This window comes from Enhygromyxa salina, from assembly GCF_000737335.2.
Lineage (GTDB): Bacteria > Myxococcota_A > Polyangia > Nannocystales > Nannocystaceae > Plesiocystis > Plesiocystis salina_C.
This window is the reverse complement of sequence record NZ_JMCC02000075.1, coordinates 56,254-79,019: the sequence shown is the minus strand read 5'-3', so window position 1 is coordinate 79,019 and position 22,766 is coordinate 56,254. Positions and strand designations below refer to the sequence as shown.

Here is a 22,766-nt window from a genome sequence, read left to right as displayed (position 1 = left end):
GTGGCAAGGTTGCTCTCAGAGCAGCTACCTGCGCATCTAGCGGCGAGTATCTGCTTGGGATAGATTCTATTTGCTCTGAGTATATCATACATTTGTCATTTGAGGTACAGATCACCAAGACTCGTTGCGAGGATCAGTTCTCCGCACCGACTTCCGCACCGGATCAAGATTGCTCAACAGAGCCACAAACGGGCCACGGGCTGACAGAGGCGGAACGGCGGGGTAACCCCCGCCCCCCGGCCCTTTTGACGTAAGGCGCGGACCGGGGGGCGGGGCTTCGCCACCGCCGTCCGCCAACGGGTGTGACGGGCATGACGGGCAACGGGCCAACGGGCCGGGAGCGAAACTGAACAACTTGATCTTAAGATCTACGGGGATCCATAGCCGACAGTCTGACGCTCGACAAAAATGGACAGGCTGTCCACCACCAGATCCCAACCGCCCGCCTAAGACCACCCGGCCCAAAATGGGCCACCCTCAGTGTTCCTTGGATCAGTTCCCAGATGGGAACCAGCGGGACCTCAAGTTCGACAGCAACTCATCGCCGAGCGTGAAATCGAGACCAACGACTGCTCGAACTCGAGGATCATGGCGAGGGCCAGGAGCTCGCTGGCCGCTGTATCTCAAATGAGGGCGAAGTCTTGAGCACCCAACTACAATTCACAAAAAATTCTTGGGGTTACCAAAAAACTCCTCAAGCCGCTTCTGCGTCATCCGATAGGACGGATCCTTAAAATAGGCTTGCTTGATTGCCTGGACCATGAATTTTCCGCCTGTCTTGTCGTATTTCCGGAAGGCGTCGGGCGTGAAGAACCCGGGCTGAAAGTGGGTCGTGTTGGATCCACCCAGGGGGCGGCAGGTGTCGCAGTCGAAGTCAACCTTCGCCAGACCACCGCTGGTGTGCTGAGTGAGAAACATCCGCGAGATCGGCTTGCCCATCTTGCACCATTTGCACGTGCCGGGAATTCGGAGGCGCCGAGCCCGGCGAACGAGATCGTTGAACCTCGGCAGCGTCGGCCCCTTCAATTTCTGAGTGTGCACATCATCCTTGATCATCCACCAGACGTAGCCGGGGTCATTGAAGAACAGCCATTCCAGAGTCCTCTCTTTATACCTTCCGAATCCGAGCTTGTAAGCCGTGGTGGTACCCATCGCAGCCCAGTGTAGATCAAGCCGTTCCAAGGTTCAATGCAGCCAAACCGTGCGTCTTCCAGGCAATCCGGCAGACTTTCGGCCCTTCGCTGGGCCGAGCATGGCGGACTCGAGGGGTGTCGGCTCCCGACTCACACCCTGTATCGATCCAGGTGAAGTTGAAAGGGAGGATCACCTCACCAAGCGAAGCTCACCCTGCATCAGCGAGTGTACCAAAGGCCATGTCAGCACCTGTCCCAGCGCTGCACCCCTCGGTGATACAGGCGCTGGAACCGCAAACAGCGGAATTCTCTAATTGACGGGGCGGGCCGCCGGTTCTGGCCTTTCGCTCCGCTTCATGCCCAGCCCCGGCTCCAAGCACAGGGTCCACCAGCCACTCGGCTCCTCCTCAGGTCATCGTCGTCGCTCGCGGGGTGGCACCAGTGCTTGGAGCCGGGGCTGTCGCCCCAGCGCCCCACCCCGTTCTGCAGGGATCGCGGACCTTCGTCCACGGAACCAACAAGCCTCCTGCGGAGGCAAAGCACGAGCATCACAACAAGAATACTGATCTCGACATAATCACCTGACTTGATCCAGTCCGTTTCATCCCATCCTGCCGAGCCTTGTCCCATTACAATCCATCAAAGTAGCTCTTGCCTCTTCTTGTCCTTCTTATCCCGGCAAGAACCCAAGATCTCCAAGCAGCGAAGAGTGTCCGAATCTGCTAGCTTCGTGGTATTAACACTTGATGACTCCAAGCCATGCTTGGAGGATCCGAGCGTCGCATCGCTGGACGTCTGGTGGCGTCTCCGGCTTGCGACATGGATCTGGGCTCATGGCCCTTTGAGCCAAGCAGTTTCTTTGGCTGCTCGAGGGACACGCGGCAAGTGTGTCCTCCACTTGCCTGCCTGTCTGCATTCAGCTTGTTGCCAGTGCGGCGAGGCCTGCTCACCCCAAGGAGGTCACCGTGTTCCAGCTCGAGATCAACGACTTCGTCGTCATCAGCGTCTTCACCTTCACCTTCACCGTCGCCGAGCCCAAGGAGGCAGTGGATCAACTCGCGACATCTGCGCCGCCGCAGCGCCTTTGTTCGGGTCGCGATCGGCTCAAGAAGGTGCTAGGCTGCCCGTCCAACCCGCGCGCCGTCCTCCACTCCGAGAGGGATTCAGGATGAGCGTTTACAAGAAGAAGTGGACGAGCCAAGACGGCCGCGCCCACACCAAGTGGATGGTCCACATCAAACACAAGCGCCAAGACGGCACACACCAGGTGATCCGCAAGGTCTCACCGATCAACACGCGGCGTGCCGCCGAGGCCTACGAGCGCGAGCTCCGGGAGCAGCTGCTCCCGGGCGGACGTGGACGTGGGCAGGGGCACGGCAAGGAGAAGCACATTTCGCTTGGCGGAGGCAGCACCGCCCAAGCGCCCACACTGGCAGAGTTCATCGACACCTTCATACGAGAGCACTCAGAAGTCGAAGGGCTTCGCCCTCGCTACATGCGAGAGCAACGACGAGTGCTCGAGCAGCATGTCGTGCCGGTCGTCGGCGAGCTTCGGCTCGACCAGATCGGCTCGAGGCAGTTCAGCATGGTCAAGCGGCACATGCACCGCAAGAACTCAGACTACTCCCCCAAGACGATCAACAACACGCTCGGCGTGATGTCAAAGTTGGTCCGCTTTTGGTGGGAGCATCAAGAGCTCGACGCGCCCCGGTTCAAGATCGGGTTGATCCGCATGGATCAGAAGGACGCCCAAGTCTACGAACCACAGATCTACGAACAGCTGGTCTCCGGCGCTGCGGCGACGGGGAATGAAGTCCTGGCGATCATCCTACTCATGGGCGATGCAGGTCTGCGCCAGGGTGAAGTTCGGGCACTACAGCGGGGGGACCTTCGCTTCGGCGAGCACCCCTCGGTTCGGGTCCAGCGAACCCGCAGTCGTGAGGGTGAAGAGCACCCTCCCAAGGGCAAGCGCAACCGCACCGTGCCGATGACCTCGCGCCTGGCCGCGGCCTTGCGTGAGCACCTGCGATCGAGCGGGGGCAGCGACCTTCCGCATGTGTTCATCAGCAGGGGTCAGCCGATGAGTCAGTCAGCCGTGCGGGCCAGGGTTCGCCGAGCAGAGCGCCGCGCCGGCCTTCAGCAGAGCGGCCGCAGCCACATCATGCGCCACACGTTCGTGACCGACTTGGCGGAGAACAACACGGCGCCGCGAGTCATCCAGGAACTCGCAGGTCACAAGGACCTGAAGACCACGCTCCGCTACATGCACCTGCGTGACGGCATGGCTCAAGCGGCGATCAAGTCCCTCGAGCAACGGCACGCGCAACAACCGCGGAGCACATGAGGAGCACACGATGATCACCGTGATCCCAAATCGGTATCCCAGTGACCATCAGCACTCAATCTAAGGAGTGCGCGCGGCAGGAGTCGAACCTGCGGCCTTTGGCTTCGGAGGCCAACGCTCTATCCAGCTGAGCTACGCACGCGAGGCCGCGATTCTTAGCCGACCCCACCCCCCACTGCAACCCCACCCGGCCCGCGCCCCTGCGTGCTACGCTCGCCCCCAAGATGACCCCCCACGCCCGAGCCCGAGGCAGCGCGATCTTCGCAAATCTCCCCGCTCGCGTCACGCTCCCGCTGGCGGCCCTGTGTGTCGCGTGGGCCAGCGTGGCGATCGAGCTGCCGGATCTCGACACGATCCGCCGCTGGATCGTCCGCATCATCGAGCTGATCGTGCTTGGCGGGATCGGCCTGGCGGTCATGGTCAGCCTGGCCTTCATCGGCGCGTGGGTGCTCTCTCACCTGCGCCAGCCCAAGGCGGAGGACGAGCCGCGGATCACGTGGATGTCGCATGCCGCGCTGTGGTCGAGCTTCATCCCGGTCGGCCTGACGGCGGTGGCTGCGGGGGGCATGTTCGTGCCTGTGCTCAAGCCGCTGATGCTCAAGGTGTTCGCGTACGCGGTCGCCACGGCGGGGGTCTCGTGGCTGATCTGCATCGCGGCGCTGATCGTCGGCGGGGGCAAGCCGGAGCTGTCGCGCGTGCGCCGGGGCCTGTTGCTGGCCGGCACGCCGTTTTACTGCCTGGCCGTGTGGCTCAGCCGCTTCTTGTGAGCGATCGCGGCCGGCCGCACCGATCCGCTTGTCTCGGAGCCCCCGGATGGGCGAGGCTCGCGGTTCGGAGTGATTGAAATGCGCTGTACTGCCCCGACTTCCTTGTCCGTCCTGTTTGCGGCCGGCCTGTTCCTCAGCCCACTCGCCTGCCGCAGCGACAGCCCCGCGGACGGCGAGACCAGCACCGAGACCGGGACCGAGACCGGGACGGGCGACGGCGACACGGACCCAGGGACCGAGACGGGCGACGGCGATGGCGACCCCGGTGACGGCGACGGCGATCCGCCCCCCACCAACTACGAGGTCGGCTTCGACGTCACCGATCTCACCCCCACGGAAGCCGAGCTCGCCGAGGGCTTCTACCTGGGCGGCTACGGCTTCTACACCGAGCGCGGCGCAGCCGAGGGCATCCACGATCAGGTCTACGTGCGCACGATGGCGATCGGCTACGGCCCCGCGGACGGCGGCATCTTCGCGGTCGCCGACGCGATCGGAATGGGCAACCAGTGGACCCGCGCGATCCGGGCCGAGGCCGCCGCGATGACCGGCCTCAGCGAAGAGCAGATCATCATCGGCAGCACCCACAGCCACGGCGCGCCGGATCTCCAGGGCTTGTGGGGGGGCGTGCCCGAGGGCTACCGCGCCCGGATCATCACGGCGATCGCAACGTCAATGGCGACGGCCTGGAATGACCGCGTCCCGGCCGACCTCGAGGTCGCGTCAACGACCGCCGACAACCGCAACCGCCGGGGCTGGGACTTCACCGACGACGGCCTGTTCGTGGTCCAGGCCCGCAACGTCGACGGGGGCGCGCTGCTTGGGGCGATGGTCGCGTTCGCGGCTCACCCGGTCGTGCTCGGCAGCAGCAACCTGCAGATGTCCCGCGACTATTGTGGCTACGCGGTCGACAACCTCGAGGCCCAGCTCGAGGCGCCCGTGCTGTTCTTCAACGGGGTCCAAGGCGACGTCTCGCCGCAGGTCCCCGACGGCATGTACGCCGACGACTTCGAGCGCGCGCAGGCCTACGGCGACCACGTCGCGGCCCGCACGATGCTGGCCCTCGACGCCGTCGAGCCGGTCGGCGTCGACATGTTTCGCAACTACGCGGACTTCGAGCTCGACGTCACCAACGAGACCTTCTTGCTGGCGGCCCAAGCTGGGCTCCTGGACTACGACTTCGTGATACGCGACGGCGTCGGGCTGGTGGCCACCCAGACCGCGTACTTTCGGTTTGGCGACGAGATCCAGCTGGTCGCGTTCCCCGGCGAGTCGCTGACCCGCAACGGCCTGCCGATCAAAGAAGCGATGACCGCCCCACACCAGGTCGTGCTCGGTCTGTCCGGCGACGCGCTGGGCTACTTCGTGCCCTCGGACGAGTGGAACACTGGCCTCAATGACAACTATGAAGAGTCGATCTCGGTTGGCATGGACGCAGCAGACGTCACGCGCGACCTGCTCATCGAGCTGATGAGCCAGGACCCCGGCTAACACGTCCCGACCTCGAGTGCCGCGAACGTGGCTGCCGACTGCAGCGCCGCGTGCCTCGCTGGCCTGCGACGCGCGCAGCTGTCAAGATCACCCCAAGTGTTGATCGCAGACGTGGACTGGCCCTCGATCGTCGGCGTCGCCGCCGTCGGCCTCGCGGTGGTCCTGATCATGGCGATCATGGCTTGGGCTCACTATGGGTTTTGGGTGCGCAGGCTTGGCGTGGATCTCGACTACGCCGAGCGCCATGAGTTGCGAGCCGATGACGGCGTGCCGTTCACGCTCCTGCGCCTGCCTGCCCGGGTCTCGACTCGATCGGAGTTCAGCGACCCGCCGATCCTCATGGTCCACGGGATCGCCTCGAACCATCGCAACATTGACGCCGAAGAGGGGCGCTCGTTGGCCCGGTACCTGCGCGACCTCGGTCGCGACGTGTGGTTGCTGACCTTGCGATCCGGGCAACCCAGCTTGACGATCGGCCAGCGCGCGCGGGTCGACTTCGCATCAATGGTCGAGCACGATCTGCCGCGGGCGATCGAGTTCGTGCGCAAGCAGACCGACAGCCCGAGCATCGACTACGTGGGCTTTTCGATGGGCGGGATCTTGCTCTACGCGGCGCTGGGCCGAACGGTCGAGGCGCAGAGTCTGCGCCGGGTCGCAACGATCGGCAGCCCGGCGCGGGTGAGCCCGCCGATCCGAGTCCTGCGGGCGCTCGGGTTCCTCCCGCGCTTTGTGTTTCGCGTGGTCTGGCTGCGGGCCCTGGCCAGGATGAGCGCGTTCGCGATCGAAGGGGTCCACACGCCGCTGCATCGACAGATCTACAACCCGCTCAACGTCGACCGCGGCGCGACCTCTCGCGCGCTCGTCAACCTGATCGAGGACGTGCCTGCGCCGCTCTCGGCCGACTTCGCCAAGTGGGCTCTGGGTGATGGGATCGTCCGCGTTGCGGGTGAGGACGTGCTCGCGCGGCTGTCTGAGGTGCACGTTCCCGCGATCTTCTTCGCGGGCGCGGCCGACAAGGTCGCCCACCCCGAAGCCGTGCGCGCGGCCTATGACGCGTGGGGAGCCGACACGGATGAGGTCGAGAAGCGCTTCGTGGTGCTGGGCGTCGACAACGGCTGTGAACAAGACTATGGCCACGGTGATCTAGCGATTGGCGAGCGGCTCACCGCGGAGCTGTTTGTGCCGCTCGCGGAGTTTCTCAACGCCGAGCGCAGCCCGGCCTATCCCAGCTGACTATTGCCAAGTCGGGCCATGTGCGCCGCGCTCAGCTCGATCTTCGTCGCCCCGAGGTTCTGCTCGAGATGCGCGATCTGGGAGGTCCCGGGGATCGGCACGACGACCGGCGACAGATGCAACAACCACGCGAGCGCCACCTGCCCAGGCGCGACCCCAAGCTCATCCGCGATTTGGGCCGCCGCCGTGCCCGGCTTCGTCAGCACGCCGCTCCCCAGCGGGTACCAGGGCAAGAACGCGATGCCCTTGCGGTCACACGCCGCGAGCACTTCGGCGTGGCTTTGATCCCCCAAATTGAAGCGATTTTGAACCGAGACAATTGGCACGATCGCCTCCGCGACCTCTAGCTGCGCGACGCTGACATTGCTGAGCCCAACCATGCGGACCTTGCCCTGCTCGCGCAGCCGCGCCAGCGCCTTGATCGAGTCCTCGAACCGGACCGAGTCGTCGGGCGCGTGCAGCTGATAAAGATCGATGCACTCGATCTTCAAGCGCTTCAAGCTGGCCTCGCAGGCGGTCTGCAGGTACTCGGGGCGGGCGTCGGACTGCCATGACTTGTCGGGCGGGCGCAGGATCCCGCCCTTGGTCGCGATGATCATCCCCTTTGGGTAAGGGTGCAGCGCCTCGGCGATCAGCTGTTCGCTGGTCCCAGGCCCATAGGCGTCCGCGGTGTCGATGAAGTTCACACCAAGCTCGACCACGCGACGCAGCAACGCGCGCGCGCCCTCGGGATCTGCCGGCATGCCCCACACACGCGGGCCACACACCCGCATGGCGCCAAAGCCCATGCGGTTGATGGTTGGACCATTGGGGCCAGGAAAGGTGAACTCGAGCGCGGGCACGAGCTTGATCTATCACAGTTGTTGGGCCGGCCGACTTGGGGTGCTGGACGTCACTTCGCAGCGGTCGCGTTGGTTCGCGGCGGGTGGATCTGGGCCAGCAAGCGTTGCGCCTCGGGGTACCCCGGGCGCAGCGCGAGCGCCTTGGCGAGCGCAACCTCGGCGGCCGCGAAGTCCCCGGCGCGCCACTCGATCTCGCCTCGCACCGTCCACAGCTGGGGCTCGTCTGGCTGCCAGCGCAGGGCATCCAAGATGTGGCCGCGCGCTTCGTCGAGCCGCGGCGGGTCACGCTCGAGCGCCAAGCGAGCGCGCAGGTACGCCTCGTAGGCGGCGGGGGCGGGCGGCGTGGACTTGACGAGGACCTGCTTGCCCTCGGCGTTGGTCACATAATGCAGCCCGCGGTTGGCGGTGTAGCCGTTGGTCCAGCACCCACACAAGCACGTGAGCGCGGCGGTGGTGACGAGCGCCAGCGACGACGCAGACAGTAGGTGAGACCGAGACCGGGGCATGGGACAGCGCCGTCATCGTGCCACGTTCGGCGTCGTCGTGCTCGTTGTGGTCGCCACATGGTATGAGCGTGGCCATGGCCTACAAGACCGGGCTCAGCGAGGTCGCCGACGGGTGCTACGCCTACGTCCAAGGTGACGGCTCATGGGGCTGGAACAACGCCGGCCTGATCTGCGACGGCGAGGCCAGCTTGCTGGTCGACACCTTGTTCGACACCCGCTTGACCGCGCAGATGCTGAGCACCATGCGCGACGCCGTGCCCGCGGCCCAGTCCATCGGCACGGTCGTCAACACCCACGCAAACGGGGATCACTGCTGGGGCAACCAACTGGTCCGCGACGCCGAGATCATCGCGTCGCGCCGGGGCGCCGCGGAGATGTCGGAGCTTCCGCCGGCGATCATGGTCAAGCTAAACAAGATCGCGCGGCTGTCGATGCGGATGGGCGTGCTCGGCAAGGGCCTGGGCTGGGTCGCTGGCAAGCTCGGCGTCGAGCTGCTCGAGGCGGTGGTCGAGGCCGCGCCCTTCGTGGTCGAGATCTTCGGCGACTTTCACTTCGAGGGTATCGAGCTGGTCCTGCCAACCCGCACCTTTGACGATACATTGAGCCTCAGCGTGGGCGACAAGCGGGTCGAGCTGATCGAGGTTGGCCCCGCGCACACCAAGGGTGATGTGATCGTGCACGTGCCCGATGATCGCGTGGTCTATTGCGGCGACATCCTGTTCATCGGCGGTCACCCGATCGTGTGGGAGGGCCCTGTCTCGAATTGGATCGCCGCGTGCGAGCGGATCGAAGCGATGGACGTCGACGCGATCGTGCCAGGGCATGGGCCGCTCACCGACAAGGCCGGGGTCCGGCGCGTGCGCGAGTACCTGAGCTACGTGCACGACCAGGCGCGCGCGCGCTACGACGCCGGCATGAGCGTGTTCGAGGCCGCCAAGGACATCGCGCTCACCGATTATGTGGAGTGGGGGGAGTCCGAGCGGATCGTCGTGAATGTCGATACGCTGTACCGCGAGTTCTCGGGCGCCGGGCCACGCAAGAGCGCGGTGCCTTGCTTCGCGGCGATGGCGAAGTACGCGGGCAAGAGTCGCTCGACGATGGCGTGAATTCGTGCCGGGCGGCGGCGGTGCTGGCGAGGTTGCCGCTGCAAATGTCGCGCGAGGCCCTTCGCGGATGGTCAAGCGTGCGCTGCTAAGCTGACGAAACCATGCTCGACGTCGCGGTCGTCGGAGGCGGACCGGTTGGGTTGCTGTGTGCTGTCGCGCTGCGTCTCCAGGGTCGAGCGGTCACGCTGCTCGAGCGTCGCGCTGCGCCCCGGAGCGACAGCCGATCGATAGGGATTCACGCGGCATCGCTCGCGCGCATGCGGGGCTTGGGGGTGCTCACGTCGTTGCTCGAGCGCGGGATCCAGATCGAGCGTGGGGTCGCGCTGGGGAGCCGAGGGCGGCTGGGGACGATCGAGTTTCGCGCCGCGTCGACGCGCTTCGGCTTCGCGCTGGCCGTTCCGCAGGCACAGACCGAGGCGCTGCTCGAAGCTCGCGCCCACGCCAGCGGCGTCGAGCTGGTCCGTGGCGCGAACGTGAACGCGCTCGAACATCGCGGTGATCACGTCGTGCTTGGGTATGATCACCAAGGACAGAGACGAAGCGTGAGCGCTCGCTATCTGCTGGGTTGCGACGGTGCCCACAGCAGTATCCGTCGGCTGCTGAAGGTCGGGGTGCGTCGTCAAGCGCTGCGCGGCAACTTCTGGATGGCGGAGTTTCCAGCCAAACCCGAGCTCGGCACCGACGCGTGGATCTATCTGGCAGATCAGGGCTTGGTCGAGAGCTTTCCGCTGCCGGGTGATCGGCGTCGCTGGGTCGTGGAAGTCGAGGCCCGTCGAGATCAGGTCAACCTGCGCGAGCTGTGCAGGGCCGTTCAGTTTCGCTGCGGTCAGCTGCTCGAGCCGGACGCCGGCTCGCAGCCGAGCGCGTTTGGGGTCACGCAGCTGCTCGCCCAAAAATTTCGCTGCGGTCGCGTGTTGTTGCTTGGCGACGCGGCCCACGTGCTGAGCCCATTCGGCGGCCAGGGCATGAACTTGGGCTGGCTCGACGCGCTCGCCTTGGCTGAAGTCTTTGCTGGTCACTGGACCGTGGGTGGGCTCGCCGACGCGGCGGTCACCGACTGGGAACAACGTCGGCGCAAAGCCGCCAAGATCGCGCTGCGGCAGGCCGCGTGGAACACCCGGATCGGGCGGCGAACGGCGTGTCCGCGGCTGCGCAACGCGCTCGTTCGCGTGGCTCTGCTGCCGCCCTTCGCCGCACATTGGAGCCGGCGGTTTGCGATGGTGTCGCTGGGCGGGGGCACGCTTTGATCATCTCCTCGCCCGCATATGCAGCGAGAATGTTTCCATGCGCCATGACCCTGTCGCCATGCAGGCGATGGTCTTGTAGCGCTCGAGCATGCGGTCGAAGATCGCGCAGGTGTTGTCGATGCGCTTGTGGTCGGCGGCCGCACCATCGAGCACGCGAACGAGCACCGGGCTGCGTTCGGCCAGGAGTTCGTTGTGGGTGTCGCCGCGGTGAAGGCCGGTCGCCCGGGCGGACCGTCATCCGCTCGTGCCAGGCTTCTCATCTGCTGAGGACAGCGTCGCTGGAACGCACACGCCCAGGCTCAGCGCCCGCGCGGCCATGAAGCTCAGCAACGCCAACCACAGCACTTGCGGCCCGCCGTCGCCGTAGCGGGCCCACAGGGCGAGCGGCAAGAACCCCAGGCCAAACGAGAGCAACATCGCCCGCGCCAGCGTGACCCCGGCGGTCAGCCCGATGAAGTAGCCGTCGAGCACATATGCGATCGATCCCAGCAGCAACACCAGGACCAGCCAGCCGCGCGCGCCCACGACCGCGGCGAGCAGCTCGGGTTGATCCGTGAGCAGCGTGAACAGCTGCGGAAACGCGATGAAGGCCAGCGCGAACCCACCCGCGGTCGCCAGCCCCCAGCGCATCGCCAAGCCCAGCAGCTTGCGCAGCCCGTGCTTGTCGTCGCGTCCAACCAGCACACCGGTCAGGCTCTCGGTTGCGTGGGCGAAGCCGTCGATGAAGTAGCTGGCCAGCCCGAGCACCCGCAACAACACGGCGTTGGCAGCGAGCAGCGTTGACGAGAAGCTGGCCGAGAAATTGGTGAACAGCGCGAAGGTGGTGATCAGCGCGAGCGTGCGCAGCCAGATGTGTCGGCCCAGGTGCAGCAGCGGCGCGAGGTGGGGCCAGCTCAGGACCGGGGCGGTTGGTTGGTCGCCGCGGGTCTGCGCCCACGCGCGCCACACCATCGGCACGGCGGCGAGCAGCGCCGCATATTGGCTGCCCATCGTCGCCCATCCCGCGCCGGCCGCCCCCCAGCCAAGCCGGACGATCAGCAGATAATCCAGCGCGACATTGACCCCGTTGGCGACCACGGCGATGACCAAGATCGGCCGGGTTCGCTGCATGCCCAGCAGCCAGCCCATCACGCAAAAGTTCAGGAGCACGGCGGGCGCGGCCCAGATCCGCGCGTTAAAGTAGGCCCGCGCCGCGAGCTCGACCGCGACCTCACCGTCGAGCAGCGCGAACGAGACCCAGCCGATCGCGCCTTGCAGCCCCAGCAAGAGCGCCGCAAACACCAGCGCGAGCACGCCCGCGCGCAGCAGCAGCGCGCGCGACTCGCCAAGTTGTTCGCGCCCAAACGCCTGCGCCGTGAGCCCGGTCGTGCCCATGCGCAGGAACCCGAACGACCAATACAGCAGATCGAAGATCACCCCGCCCAGCGCGACCCCAGCGAGGGGCTCGAGCTCGTCGAGGTGGCCGAGGATCGCGGTGTCGATCAAGCTCGCAACCGGGACCATCAACGAGGCCGCGATGCTCGGCAGCGCCAGCGCGATGAAGCGCCGGCGCAGCGAGGGCTCGGGCTCCGCTTCGCTCACAGGGGAATGTTGCCGTGCTTCTTGGGCGGGTTCTCTTGCCGCTTGTTTCGCAGCAGATCAAAGCTATCGACGAGCACCTTGCGCGTGTCCGCGGGCATGATCACGCGATCCAAGAACCCAAACTCCGCCGCTTTGTACGGGCTGGCGAACAGCCGGCGGTAGTCGGCGATCAGCCTGGCGCGCTCGGCTTCGGGGTCCGCGGCCGCGGCCAGCTCGCGCCGGAAGATGATGTTGACCGCGCCCTCGGCCCCCATCACGGCGATCTCGGCGGTTGGGTAGGCCAGGTTGATGTCGCCGCGGATGTGCTTGGACGCCATCACGTCATAGGCCCCGCCGTAGGCCTTGCGGGTGACGAGGGTGACCTTGGGGACGGTGGCCTCGGTGAACGCGTAGAGCAGCTTGGCGCCGTGACGAATGATCCCGCCGTACTCCTGATCCGTGCCGGGCAAGAACCCGGGCACGTCAACCAGGGTCAGCAGCGGGATGTTGAACGCGTCGCAGGTGCGAACGAAGCGCGCGGCCTTGACCGAGGCGTTGATGTCCAGACAGCCGGCGAGCACCAGCGGTTGGTTGGCGACGACGCCGATCGGGTGGCCGTCGATCCGCACGTAGCCAACGACGATGTTCTTGGCGTGGTGCTGCGCGACCTCGAGGAACACCCCGTCGTCGGCGACCGCCTTGATGATCTCGCGGATGTCGTAGGGCTTGTTGGCGTTCTCTGGCACCAGCGTGGTCAGCTGCTCGCACGCGCGGTCAGCCGGATCGCTGGTCTCGCGCACGGGCGGCGGCTCCATGTTGTTGCTGGGCATGAAGCCAAGCAGCGCGCGGGTCATCGCCAGCGCGGCGGCCTCGTCGGCGCACGCGAAGTGGCCAACGCCGGACTTCTCGTTGTGGGTCATCGCCCCGCCCAGCGCCTCTTTGGTGACCTCTTCATGGGTCACCGTCTTGATCACGTCGGGCCCGGTAATGAACATGTAGCTCGACTTCTCGACCATCAGCACGAAGTCGGTGAGCGCGGGCGAGTACACGGCCCCGCCCGCGCACGGCCCCAGGATCACCGAGATCTGTGGGACCACGCCGGAGCTGAGCACGTTGCGCTTGAAGATCTCGGCGTAGCCACCGAGCGCGGCCACGCCCTCTTGAATCCGCGCGCCGCCGCTGTCGTTGAGCCCGATCACCGGGGCCCCGACCTCCATCGCCTTGTCCATGACCTTGCAGATCTTCTCTGCGTGGGCCCAGCCAAGGCTGCCGCCAAACACGTCGGGGCGCTGGGCAAACACAAACACCCGGCGGCCGTCGATCGTGCCGTAGCCGGTCACGACCCCGTCGCCGTAGGTCTGCTTGCGCTGCATGTCAAAGTCGGCGCACTGCGAGGTCACGAAGCGATCGAGCTCGACGAAGCTGCCGGGATCGAGGAGTAGCTCGATCCGCGCGTGTGCGCTCTGGCGGCCAACCTGCTCGAGCTTGGCCAGCGCGGCCGCGTTCTTTTGCTCGAGCTTGGCGATGACGTCGCCGCCCGCGTGGGCCTGGGGTGGACCGCCGCCAAGCTCGGCGACGCGCTCGCGCAGCTCGAGGGCGGCGACGGGGTCGTGGGGCGGCTGGGTGTCTGGATCCTTGGCCATCGGCGGGACTTTACGCAGGTGCTCCACTCGAGGCCAGCGCCCTCGCCAGGTTTCGCGGTCATGCGGGGTGGGTAGCGTCGCGCATGGCCCGCTGGTCTGCGTTCAGCTCGGGCGAGACACCTCGCCCGAGCGGAGGCCCGTCTACGCTGGGCAGCTGAAGCTGTCGGTCTTGCGCTTGATGACGACCTTTAGCCTGATCGGCGGCTCCTTCGCGGGGTCAAACATCCAAACCCCCTCGCTCTCCTCGGTCGACTCGGCGTCGAGCGGGCGAAACTCGAGGTTGAAGACGCTCGCGGCTCGAGACCAGACCATGCCGCCGCCGGTTGGCAGGACCTGGGTCCCGCTGCCGCTGTACTCGAACGCGACCTCCTCGAGCCGGGGGTCGACCCCGGCCGCGTAGCTGGCCGCGAGCGTGAACGCACCGGTGGCCCCATTCGACCACACCAGGTCGAGCTGCTCGAATTGCTCGCCACCGTGCTTGACGATGAGGTCGCTGCCGGATTTTTCGACGGTGACAGCCAGGGTCGGGCTCGCCGAACAGTCGGCGCAACTCGGGTCCAACGTGGTGTTGCTATAGATGATCGTGCGATGTATCGGCATGGTCTTGATTCTCCTTCGTGCGCGTGTCCGTGCACTCCTGTTTGGTGAAGACGATCGATTGGATGGGGGTGAATTGTTCAGAACGATCGGTACGAGCTTCAATGCACAAAGGTCCGTTGAATTTCAGCGTCTCGAACCATGTGTGGCGGGGCACGCGGCCGCTCACGACGCCAGCGAGCCGGCCGCTATCGTCGATCAGGCCACCACCCGAGCAACCCTCGGCGCTGTCGATCTTCAACGAGTACACTGAACCCCTGACACCGACGGGGGTCCGTTCGCTGAATTTCGCGGGCAGGCCCAACGGGTGAAAGCTGGCCGTTAGCCGCTGGTTCTTCGTGACGGGCTCGGCGAGCTCTAGCCCTTCGGTCCATGGGCCCGTTCGCGCGCCAGCGAGCTTCAAGCGCATCCAATCGACGTGATTGTTGGGATCGTTGACACTCTCGAGGACGCAGCTGGGTCGACGCACGTGGCTCTTGGGGACCACGACGACGCGCGCTCGTTTATCGACCACGAAGGCGTCCGTGCGGGCGATAATGATGTACATGGAGGACAGGTCAGCGCCGCCATGTGCTGAAGTCAAGACGGTTCCGTCGGCGAGCAATGACCCGGATCGGCCCCCGAGCATCGGCTGCGTACGAAACTGGTTGCCCCAGACGCTCGAGCACAATGCTTGAGTGTGTCCCTGATACCGCCTGATGTCTTCCATCGTCGTGTATTTGAACCGACACGTGTCGTGCTTTTCATCGCAGGGGTCACCAGCGACATTGACGAGTTGCACTGTGGTGAGATATGCCGACGATTTGCTGGGACCCGCGTCGTAGAGATCTCCGTCGTGATCGTAGATCCAATGGCTAGGGCCGGTGGCAGCGGGCCGCAACTTTGACAAGCCCACCCGCGCATGCGCGTCTCGGACCAAGCCCTTGGAGTCACAGCCAAGGCCAACGACGGCGACCAACGCCGCAATGATGTACATGCTTTGTTTCAACATTACGACTCACATTCGGTGTGCCCGCAGGCGATCAATTGTTCCAACTCGAAGATCGTGCGCGCGGGCCAACCCGCGACCCGATAGACCTCCAGCGCGGAAGCGGCCAGCTCCCGCACCCGCGCGCTGTCTCCCGCGGCTTCACGCCCGGCGAGGGCCCGCGCGAGCAACCACCTCGCTTCGGCGGCCGACGCAGCGTTGACTTCGGCCTCGGGCGCGGGCAGCCCCTCGAGCTCGAGCAGCAACGCTTCGAGCTGCGCCACCCCCAGCTCGACCGCGCCGGATTGCAGGTGCACGTCGGCCAGCCCCACGCGCGCAGCCAGCTCGATCTGCGTGACGTCGCTCGCCAGGGCCGTGGTCAGCAGGGCTTGGGCTGCGTCGCATCGTTCGAGCCGGCACAGCAGCCAGGCCCGATTCAGGTCCAGGGCTGCGGCTTCGTCGGGGTTGCGCGGGGTCGGGACCCGCTCGAAGCTGGCCAGCGCGTCAGCGTAGGCCCCGCGCTCGAGCTGCACCCACGCGAGGATCTCCAGCGCGTTCGCTCGATCGCTGGCGTCGGGGGGGAGCCGCTCGAACTGGATCGGCCACGCCCGCGCGGCCGCGCGCTCGGCCGCCTCGAGATCGCCGCGTCGCCAATACAGCTCCGCCAGCCAGGTCGACGTCGACGCGACGCGCAGCGAGTCTGGTCCAAACGCTCGCTGCTCGATCTCCAACGAGCGCTCGAAGTGACCCAGCGCCGCGTCGGGTTCGGGCCCGAGCAGCGCCAGCCCAAGATCGAACTCGACCGCCGCCAACGCCGGGTGGCCAGCACCCAGGCGCGCGCGTCGGACCTCGAGTAGCTGACGATAGATCTCGATCGCCCGTGCCGTCTGCCCAGCGTCGGCGAGCGCGTTGGCGCGGCGCAGCTCGAAAGACTCGACCCGCGGATGCGCACCGCCAAGCACGGCCGCGAGCGACGTGACGGCTTGCTCGAGCAAGGTGACGGCTCGTTCGTGATCCTGCGCGTGCGTTGCAAGGCTGGCGCGGGCGACCAGCTGCTCGGCCTGCAGGACCGGATCGTCGTGGTGCTCGAGCAGCGCGCCCGCGAGATCCAGCGACCGCTGCGCGCGACTCGAGTCTTCGAGCTGCTCGATCGAGAGCTTGGCGAGGCCCTGGCGGATCTGGACCTGGCGCCCAACATCGCCAGCGGTGGCAGCGAGCCGCGCCGCGGTCACCAGCGCTTCTTCAGCCTCGAAAAAATTGTCGCCGCCGCCGAGCGCCCGTCCATAGAGCTCGAACGCCTCGGCCAGGGCGAGCTCGTGGCCCAGCCCGTTTGCCAAGCCGATCGCCGTGTGGGCGCGCTCGCGGGCGCTGTCGAAGTCCAGAGCCGCGAGCGCAAAGCGAGCCTGATCGAGCTCGCGGGCGAGCGTGGGTTCGGCCCAGATACCGCCGAGCGGCCGAGCCGTCAGAGACTCGATCGCCTCGCACGCGTGTGGATCGCGGAGCTCGGCCAATTGATGTTCCAACCGCTCGAGCGTGTGTGGGGTCGCGACGGCGAGGTTGAGCAGCAATTCGTCGACGGCCAGCAGCTTGCGCTCGAGACAGGCAAGCCCGAGCTCGCGGCTCAGCGGCAGCTGTCGGCTCGCGCCCCGGTTCGGCGTGCAGACGCGCGCGTGGGCGCTCAACCAGGCCGCGCGGTGGGTCTGCCTGGCCCGCTCGAGCTGTTCGACCGCAGCGTCGGCGTAGGGCGCCCCGACTCGCTCGATGTGGGTAACGAGCTCGCGCTGCCGCGCCTCGGTCCACACCGCGTCGAAGTCCGCGGCCCGCTGCTCGCAGCTGGCCAGTCGCTCGGGTCCGGCCAGGGCCGCTCCCGCCACGAGCCCCACACCAAGCAGCGTCACCGCGCCCGCTCGCCGACGCAGCCGCCCGCGGTCGAGCCGGGTGACGAGCTCGGCCATGCTGGGCCAGCGCAGCTGCGGTTGATCCGCGAGCCCGCGACGAAGCACGCGACGCAACCAGCCCGGCCCCCGCATCACGATGGGCAGCTCGTCGACGGCCGCGTCGCTCGCCGCGGTGACCGAGGGCTCGGTCGGCGCGAGCGCGCGGGCGAGCGCGACGCAAAAACTGAACTGATCGCTCGCGGGTGTCGCTGGCTCGCCGCGTCCGAGCTCCGGTGCGATGTATCCGGGTGTTCCAACGGCCCCGTGGGGGCCCGCCGCGGAGGTTGTTGCGTCCAAGGGCGCGGCCCAGGCCAGGCCAAAGTCGACGACGCGCAGCCGCCCGTCACGACCGACGATCGCGTTGCCTGGCTTGAAGTCACGGTGGATCACGCCCGCGTCGTGAGCCGCAACTAGCCCCGCGCCCGCCTGGCGATACATCGCCAGCAGCTGGTTCAGGCTCCGGCGCTCGCGTCCTTGCCAGCTCATCAAGGTCTCGCCCTCGACGAGCTCCATCGCAATGAAGATCTCGTCCTCGTGTTCGCCGACCTCGTAGACGCTGACCACGTTCGGGTGCGAGATCTTGGCGAGCGCCCGGGCCTCCTCGAGCAGACATGTTCGTTGCTCGTCGCTCAGCGGCCGTCGACGCAGAAGCTTGAGCGCGACATCGCGCTGCAGCGCCGTATCGCGGGCTGCGTAGACCACCCCCATCGCGCCGGCCCCGATCCGGCGCTGGATCTCGTAGTGCGCAACGGTCTCGAGCGGCTCATCCAGGCCAAACATGCGCTGGTGGATTCGCGCCTGCATGGCGAGCGCGCCGCGAGACTCGCTTGGGGGGCTGAACTGCAGCCCATCTTTCCCTTGCTCCTCACTGATCAAGGTCAGCTCTACCTTCGACCGCCGCACGAGGGAGATGTCCGCCTCGCGCGATGGTCAGTTCATTTTTCTCACGACTCGATGATAAAATGCACCGTGTCCTCTGATGATGAGCTTCTGTTGGCCTGGCGTGCTGGCGATCAGCGGGCGGGTAGCGAGCTGTTCAAGCGACACTATGGCGCGATTCGGCGGTTCTTCGCGAACAAAGTCGACGACAGCCTCGAGGATCTGGTCCAGCGCACCTTTGAAGCATGCGTCGCGGGCCAGGAGCGCTTCGAGGGCCGCGGCAGCATATCGGCCTACCTGCGCGGGACCGCGCGGAACCTGCTCTACCAGCACTGGGAGGCCCGTCGAGCACGGGGGGCCTCGGTCCCGATCGAAGACGTGTCGCTTCACGATCTCGGGGCTGGGCCGTCGTCGATGCTGGCCAGGACCCACGCCGAGCGGCGCTTGCTCGAGGCGCTGCGCCAGGTGTCCCTGGCCGACCAGGAGATCCTCGAGCTCTACTATTGGGAGGAGCTGACGGGCGTCGAGCTGGCCGAGCAGCTCGGCGTTCCCGAGCAGACCGCCCGCAGCCGCCTGCGTCGGGCTCGGCTTCACCTGGCCAAGGTCTATCGCCGGCTCGAGCGGTTCGCTGGCGCGCCAGAGAGCAGCGACGCGCAGCTCGACAACAACGCGCGCGGCCTCGGCAGGCGCGCCAGTCAATGACTCGCAAAAAATTTAGCTAAACAAAAACGAATCGAGATCCCTCGTGACTGGACCAACCCTGTGAAGCGGGTTGAACCATGCGCAGCGGATCTCTACTCATCTCCATTCTCGTCGCGGGCGCGGCCTGGGCTATGCCCGATCTTGCGCTCGCGGCCGACCCTCCACTCACACAGCTTCCGACGGCGCCGGGGGGGCCGAAACTATCGATCAACGGCTGGGCGCTGCTCGTGACCGGCGAGTGGAAGCTGACCGGGAGCGCTGCGCAGCTGAAGGTCACGTGGGGTGGCACCGACAGCTGCACCGTGGACGCCGGGCCTGAGCCCCGCACGCTCACCGCGAGCGAATGCGCTGGGCTGTTCAACGATGGGGTCCGCGATATTACGGTGGTCGCCGACAACTCAACGACCACGATCGCGGTTACCTGGCCGGACAAGCCAAACTGTATTGGCTACACCCAGCAAGGTACGGAGATCGTGGTGGATCAGCAACCCTGTGACGCGGTCGAGAAGGGCGACGGCTACTATCTTGCGAGTTCTGGTGGGAGTTCGTGGGAAAACCGCAACAACGGTGGGACGGCGTTGCCCGATGCGGTCAAGACCGCTGTACAACAAGCGATCCTCGACGGCTCGGCGCTCCGCGTGCTCGGCTGGGTCGACGAAGAGCTCACCCTGCTGGGGTGGAAACCACCCAGCCTCAGGGGGACTCGACCAAGCGCCTTTCAGCCGAACGAGGCGGACAAGAAAAAGGCGTTTGAGGACAAGAAACTACTGAAGCGGTGCAGTGGGTTGTTCGAGCCGACGCCCGTAGCCACAAAAAAACAGCGCGAAGTTGACAAGGCTCGCAACAAAGCAGTTCGCGAGGACTGGCGCTATGTCATTTGTATTGACGCGAGTAACCCAAATCTGGTGAAGGTAGACCGCTCGACCACCGTAGCGGGCGCCGATCCGGCGTTCGTCGAGAACGGCACCCATCTGTTCGAGGGCCGCCAGCTCGAGGTCCACGTGCTCCACGGCGACCAGCACGCCGTCACGATTGACCTCACCGGCAAAGAGGGGACCGTCAACCATCTCCATGTTGGCGAGAGCTTTTCCCAAGCAGCGGTGCCTGAGGAGCTGAAGATCACCTCGAAGCCGTTCGCCGGCCGGGCGACCGACCAGACCGCGCAGTTGGCCGTGACGGTGACGCCGATCGGCTCCAATACGGCGGTCTCCACCTACCACGAGGTCATGAACGTGACCGCGGTGTACCGCGCCGCGATCCGGTTCGGGTACGCCGCGTTGGTCTCACCGTTCGAGCGCGAATACTCGGCACGCGCGGCGACCGACGCCGCCAATAACCCTGGCAAGGCGATCACGCTGGATGCAGGCGGCTCCTCGCCGGTGTTCCACACCGAGATCGTGACGGCGGCCTCGGTGTTCTTCACGCCCGTGTATCAGGGCGAGGGCACGGTGACCGGCGGCGCGCTGTTTGGATTGGGTCTCCTCGCCACCGGCGGTGACGCGGGCTTTGCAGCCCTGACCTCGGTTCACGTCGGGCTCGAGCTCGACGTCGGTCGCGACTTTTCGCTCGCGGCCGTGATGGCGATACGCCGGACGAATGTGCTCAAAGACGGCTACTTCGTCGGTCGCGCGGTCGCGGACGAAGAACAATTCACGCGGCTCGGATTTCGGCCTTCGTTTGGCCTGATGATGACTTGGAGCCCCGCGTTCACCCAGGCATTTGGCAAGGCCAAGAAGGCGAAATGATCATGTCCACAGCCTCTATCAAGCTCATCTGTGCAATCTCCATCTTGCCGCTGATCTGCGCCTGCGACCAACCAGCTGGGGAACGCTGCGATCTCGACGCGATCGAATCGCTCCGGCTCGACGCTGACGACGGTGAGGTCGTCGTCAATGTCCAGTCTGGGGACCTCAGCTCGACCGCGAACGCAGGCGCGGTGACGATCTCGGGCAGCTTGTCCTCGGATGTCCGAATCGAGCGGCTGAACGTCGGCAGCGCGGCGGCCAAGGGACTCACACCAAACTTTGCGAGCTGGTCGGTCGAGCTCAGCCAAGCCCAGCTGCAGGCCGCCCGGGACGGCGAGTTCGCGCACCTCAGCGTCGTCGCTACCGACGTCTGCGGGGTCGAGCACGCCAGCGACGAGGTCCAGGTTCGGGTCGACGCGCCCGCGCAGAGCCCGGCGCCTGGGCTGAAGCTCACCGTGACGCCCAGCGTGCCCGGCGAGTGCTATGTGCCAATTGATGGCTCGGGCGCGGCGCGCTTGCTGCTCGAGGCGGATCTGTCGGCCGCGGGGGTTCGTGTCGAGCTCGACGCGATCGTCGACGGTGAGTTCTTGGGGGTCGGCGACGCGGGCGTGCGGCTGATCGCCGACGGAGATCGAGCGGCGTCGTCGCCAGTCTCGTTTCGGGCCAAGGCCGCGGGCGCGCTGGCGTTGGTGGCGAGCGCCGGTCCCGACTTCGTGCTCGACGACTCGGGCCTCGAGGCCGTGAGCGCGCCCAGCTTCACGGGCGCATCGGGAGCCGTGACCGCTGGGCTGGCGCTGGTCGTGCGCCCTCGGACCAACGGGCGGCTCGCTCGCTGTTGGGCGTCCTCGAGCGCGCCCGCCATGGTCTCGGTCAGCGGTCCAGGGGTCGCCGATCTGCTGATCGAAGACGCGGTCTTCGACGAACCCGACTGCGAACAGGAGGCCGTGATCGACGTGCAGTTCGACATGGCAGCTGCGCCCGGCGTCCAGCTGCAGCTGTGGTGTGCCGACACCTACGGCCAGATCGGGGCCCACAGCCTGAGCGTGCAAGGTTGATGCAGACCCAGCGCGCCTGTGAGCTCGCGGTCGGGCTGCTGTGCGGTGAGCCGGAGCGAGCCGCAGCCACGCTGGGGGTCACGCCAAGTCACCGCAGCTTGGTCCGCTTGGTCGCAGCTGCGCAGCCGTGGCTGCGCTCGCGCAAGGTCCAAGGCGTCGGCGTCGGTCGTCGCGTACGTCAGGGGGTTCGGTTCGCGGATCAGCCCGTCGTGACGATCCTCGTCGACACCAAGGTCGCCGCCCGCGGGCTCGCGCATCCCATTCCCCAGCGACTGGTCTTGCCTGGCCACGGCGAGGTGGAGCTCGACGTCCGGCCGGTCGGGCAGCTATTTGCGCAAGCCCGCTACCGCGTGTCCCGGCCGGCCCTGTGCGGCTCGAGTATCGGGCACGCGGCCGGGGGGATCGGCACGCTGGGCTGCCTGGTGCGTCCTCGCCGTGCTAGCGAAGCTGTGTATCTGCTCTCGGCCGCCCACGTGATCGCACCACATGGGCGGGCCAGCCTGGGCGATCCGATCTACCAGCCCGCAGTCGCCGAGTACCGGCCACCGCGATCACCGATCGCCAAGCTCAGTGGGCACACGGCGCTGAGCCGGGGCAGGTCTCACGCCAACTCGGTGGACGCGGCGATCGCCGAGTTGACCGAGCCGCACAGCGTGGTCCGGGACCTGCTCGCGTTTGGTCTCGCACCGAAGGACACTGCCCAAGTCGCGGACGGGGATCGCGTTGACAAGGTTGGCGCACGCACGCATCGCACGAGCGGCTGGGTCACCGAGATCACCGCGAACGTGTTCCTGCGCTACCCCAACATGGGCGGGGCGCTGGTTGGCTTTCGCGATCAGATCGTGTGCACGTCCATGTCGAGGGCGGGGGACAGCGGCGCGCTCGTCGTCGACGCCCAGTGCAGGGCCATTGGGTTGCTCATTGGGGGCAGCGACACCGCGACCATCGTCACCCCGATCGCGGCCGTGCTCAGGGAGTTTGGCGTTCGCCTGGCTTGAGTGTTGCGCGCGGGGCC

Annotated in this window: 20 protein-coding genes and 1 tRNA gene; 11 read left to right on the top strand and 10 right to left on the bottom strand. The window is 66.4% G+C overall.

What is annotated here, in order from left to right; all coding sequences use genetic code 11:
* Positions 1-660: 660 nt before the first annotated feature.
* Positions 661-1,152 carry a hypothetical protein gene (locus DB30_RS26500; RefSeq protein WP_052553962.1) on the bottom strand — a complete coding sequence of 164 codons (492 nt, stop codon included), beginning with the start codon at positions 1,150-1,152 and terminating at the stop codon, positions 661-663.
* A gap of 946 nt (positions 1,153-2,098) precedes the next feature.
* Between DB30_RS26500 and DB30_RS26495 the strand changes: the two genes are divergently transcribed.
* Together DB30_RS26495 and DB30_RS26490 are read left to right on the top strand one after the other, a co-directional pair.
* On the top strand, positions 2,099-2,305 hold the full coding sequence (locus DB30_RS26495; RefSeq protein WP_146660720.1) for a hypothetical protein: 207 nt from the start codon (positions 2,099-2,101) through the stop codon (positions 2,303-2,305).
* Positions 2,302-3,477, top strand: a complete 1,176-nt coding sequence (locus DB30_RS26490; RefSeq protein ID WP_052553958.1) for a tyrosine-type recombinase/integrase — start codon at positions 2,302-2,304, stop codon at positions 3,475-3,477. Before DB30_RS26495 ends, DB30_RS26490 begins: the two co-directional genes overlap by 4 nt.
* Before the next feature lie 68 nt (positions 3,478-3,545).
* On the opposite strand, the gene DB30_RS26485 is transcribed toward DB30_RS26490, so the two are convergent.
* Positions 3,546-3,619 (bottom strand) — tRNA-Arg (locus DB30_RS26485).
* Between the two features lie 82 nt (positions 3,620-3,701).
* Here DB30_RS26485 and DB30_RS26480 point away from each other — a divergent pair.
* The 3 genes from DB30_RS26480 to DB30_RS26470 all read left to right on the top strand — a co-directional run bounded on the left by DB30_RS26480 (position 3,702) and on the right by DB30_RS26470 (position 6,965).
* Positions 3,702-4,244: a hypothetical protein gene (locus DB30_RS26480; protein ID WP_052553956.1), complete on the top strand. Its 543-nt coding sequence runs from the start codon at positions 3,702-3,704 to the stop codon at positions 4,242-4,244.
* Between the two features lie 102 nt (positions 4,245-4,346).
* Positions 4,347-5,732, top strand: coding sequence for a hypothetical protein (locus tag DB30_RS26475; RefSeq protein ID WP_052553955.1), 1,386 nt, complete (start codon positions 4,347-4,349; stop codon positions 5,730-5,732).
* A 27-nt stretch (positions 5,733-5,759) separates the two neighbouring features.
* Positions 5,760-6,965, top strand: coding sequence for an alpha/beta fold hydrolase (locus DB30_RS26470; RefSeq protein WP_146660714.1), 1,206 nt, complete (start codon positions 5,760-5,762; stop codon positions 6,963-6,965).
* On the opposite strand, the gene DB30_RS26465 is transcribed toward DB30_RS26470, so the two are convergent.
* Complete coding sequence (locus DB30_RS26465) at positions 6,953-7,807, bottom strand: aldo/keto reductase (protein WP_240480332.1); 855 nt, start codon at positions 7,805-7,807, stop codon at positions 6,953-6,955. The two genes, DB30_RS26470 and DB30_RS26465, sit on opposite strands and share 13 nt — an antisense overlap.
* A 50-nt stretch (positions 7,808-7,857) precedes the next feature.
* The gene (locus DB30_RS26460) at positions 7,858-8,313 is read right to left on the bottom strand and encodes a tetratricopeptide repeat protein (protein ID WP_146660712.1); all 456 of its coding nucleotides are present in this window, start codon (positions 8,311-8,313) and stop codon (positions 7,858-7,860) included.
* Between the two features lie 74 nt (positions 8,314-8,387).
* Between DB30_RS26460 and DB30_RS26455 the strand changes: the two genes are divergently transcribed.
* Both DB30_RS26455 and DB30_RS26450 read left to right on the top strand, forming a co-directional pair.
* On the top strand, positions 8,388-9,419 hold the full coding sequence (locus DB30_RS26455) for an MBL fold metallo-hydrolase (RefSeq protein WP_052553981.1): 1,032 nt from the start codon (positions 8,388-8,390) through the stop codon (positions 9,417-9,419).
* A gap of 101 nt (positions 9,420-9,520) precedes the next feature.
* On the top strand, positions 9,521-10,666 hold the full coding sequence (locus DB30_RS26450; RefSeq protein WP_052553947.1) for an FAD-dependent oxidoreductase: 1,146 nt from the start codon (positions 9,521-9,523) through the stop codon (positions 10,664-10,666).
* Here DB30_RS26450 and DB30_RS26445 read toward each other — a convergent pair whose 3' ends face one another.
* The 6 genes from DB30_RS26445 to DB30_RS26420 all read right to left on the bottom strand — a co-directional run bounded on the left by DB30_RS26445 (position 10,667) and on the right by DB30_RS26420 (position 18,273).
* Positions 10,667-10,831, bottom strand: coding sequence for a hypothetical protein (locus tag DB30_RS26445; protein ID WP_153258412.1), 165 nt, complete (start codon positions 10,829-10,831; stop codon positions 10,667-10,669). It abuts the gene before it with no gap.
* 69 nt (positions 10,832-10,900) lie between these two features.
* The gene (locus DB30_RS26440; protein WP_052553944.1) at positions 10,901-12,247 is read right to left on the bottom strand and encodes an MATE family efflux transporter; all 1,347 of its coding nucleotides are present in this window, start codon (positions 12,245-12,247) and stop codon (positions 10,901-10,903) included.
* Positions 12,244-13,869: an acyl-CoA carboxylase subunit beta gene (locus DB30_RS26435; protein ID WP_146660708.1), complete on the bottom strand. Its 1,626-nt coding sequence runs from the start codon at positions 13,867-13,869 to the stop codon at positions 12,244-12,246. Before DB30_RS26435 ends, DB30_RS26440 begins: the two co-directional genes overlap by 4 nt.
* Before the next feature lie 141 nt (positions 13,870-14,010).
* Positions 14,011-14,469 carry a hypothetical protein gene (locus tag DB30_RS26430; RefSeq protein ID WP_146660706.1) on the bottom strand — a complete coding sequence of 153 codons (459 nt, stop codon included), beginning with the start codon at positions 14,467-14,469 and terminating at the stop codon, positions 14,011-14,013.
* Positions 14,441-15,442, bottom strand: coding sequence for a trypsin-like peptidase domain-containing protein (locus DB30_RS26425; RefSeq protein ID WP_146660704.1), 1,002 nt, complete (start codon positions 15,440-15,442; stop codon positions 14,441-14,443). Before DB30_RS26425 ends, DB30_RS26430 begins: the two co-directional genes overlap by 29 nt.
* Positions 15,443-15,456: 14 nt before the next feature.
* On the bottom strand, positions 15,457-18,273 hold the full coding sequence (locus DB30_RS26420) for a serine/threonine-protein kinase (RefSeq protein ID WP_052553938.1): 2,817 nt from the start codon (positions 18,271-18,273) through the stop codon (positions 15,457-15,459).
* Positions 18,274-18,339: 66 nt separating this feature from the next.
* On the opposite strand from DB30_RS26420, the gene DB30_RS26415 reads away from it, so the two are divergent.
* The 4 genes from DB30_RS26415 (at position 18,340) to DB30_RS26400 (ending at position 22,749) form a co-directional block, all read left to right on the top strand.
* On the top strand, positions 18,340-18,951 hold the full coding sequence (locus tag DB30_RS26415) for an RNA polymerase sigma factor (RefSeq protein ID WP_052553936.1): 612 nt from the start codon (positions 18,340-18,342) through the stop codon (positions 18,949-18,951).
* 383 nt (positions 18,952-19,334) lie between these two features.
* Positions 19,335-20,696, top strand: coding sequence for a hypothetical protein (locus DB30_RS26410; protein ID WP_146660701.1), 1,362 nt, complete (start codon positions 19,335-19,337; stop codon positions 20,694-20,696).
* Between the two features lie 2 nt (positions 20,697-20,698).
* Entirely contained in the window at positions 20,699-21,751 is a 1,053-nt protein-coding gene (locus DB30_RS26405) for a hypothetical protein (protein ID WP_146660699.1), read from the top strand.
* The gene (locus DB30_RS26400) at positions 21,751-22,749 is read left to right on the top strand and encodes a hypothetical protein (RefSeq protein WP_052553930.1); all 999 of its coding nucleotides are present in this window, start codon (positions 21,751-21,753) and stop codon (positions 22,747-22,749) included. The genes DB30_RS26405 and DB30_RS26400 overlap by 1 nt, the downstream gene beginning before the upstream one ends.
* Positions 22,750-22,766 lie beyond the last annotated feature (17 nt).

Bases quoted from the DNA above. Each gene is read 5' to 3' on its own strand.
- DB30_RS26480 (WP_052553956.1), top strand. From the start codon at position 3,702: ATGACCCCCCACGCCCGAGCCCGAGGCAGCGCGATCTTCGCAAATCTC.
- DB30_RS26500 (WP_052553962.1), bottom strand. From the start codon at position 1,152: ATGGGTACCACCACGGCTTACAAGCTCGGATTCGGAAGGTATAAAGAG.
- DB30_RS26405 (WP_146660699.1), top strand. From the start codon at position 20,699: ATGTCCACAGCCTCTATCAAGCTCATCTGTGCAATCTCCATCTTGCCG.
- DB30_RS26450 (WP_052553947.1), top strand. From the start codon at position 9,521: ATGCTCGACGTCGCGGTCGTCGGAGGCGGACCGGTTGGGTTGCTGTGT.
- DB30_RS26460 (WP_146660712.1), bottom strand. From the start codon at position 8,313: ATGCCCCGGTCTCGGTCTCACCTACTGTCTGCGTCGTCGCTGGCGCTC.
- DB30_RS26400 (WP_052553930.1), top strand. From the start codon at position 21,751: ATGCAGACCCAGCGCGCCTGTGAGCTCGCGGTCGGGCTGCTGTGCGGT.
- DB30_RS26455 (WP_052553981.1), top strand. From the start codon at position 8,388: ATGGCCTACAAGACCGGGCTCAGCGAGGTCGCCGACGGGTGCTACGCC.
- DB30_RS26425 (WP_146660704.1), bottom strand. From the start codon at position 15,442: ATGTACATCATTGCGGCGTTGGTCGCCGTCGTTGGCCTTGGCTGTGAC.
- DB30_RS26435 (WP_146660708.1), bottom strand. From the start codon at position 13,869: ATGGCCAAGGATCCAGACACCCAGCCGCCCCACGACCCCGTCGCCGCC.
- DB30_RS26430 (WP_146660706.1), bottom strand. From the start codon at position 14,469: ATGCCGATACATCGCACGATCATCTATAGCAACACCACGTTGGACCCG.
- DB30_RS26490 (WP_052553958.1), top strand. From the start codon at position 2,302: ATGAGCGTTTACAAGAAGAAGTGGACGAGCCAAGACGGCCGCGCCCAC.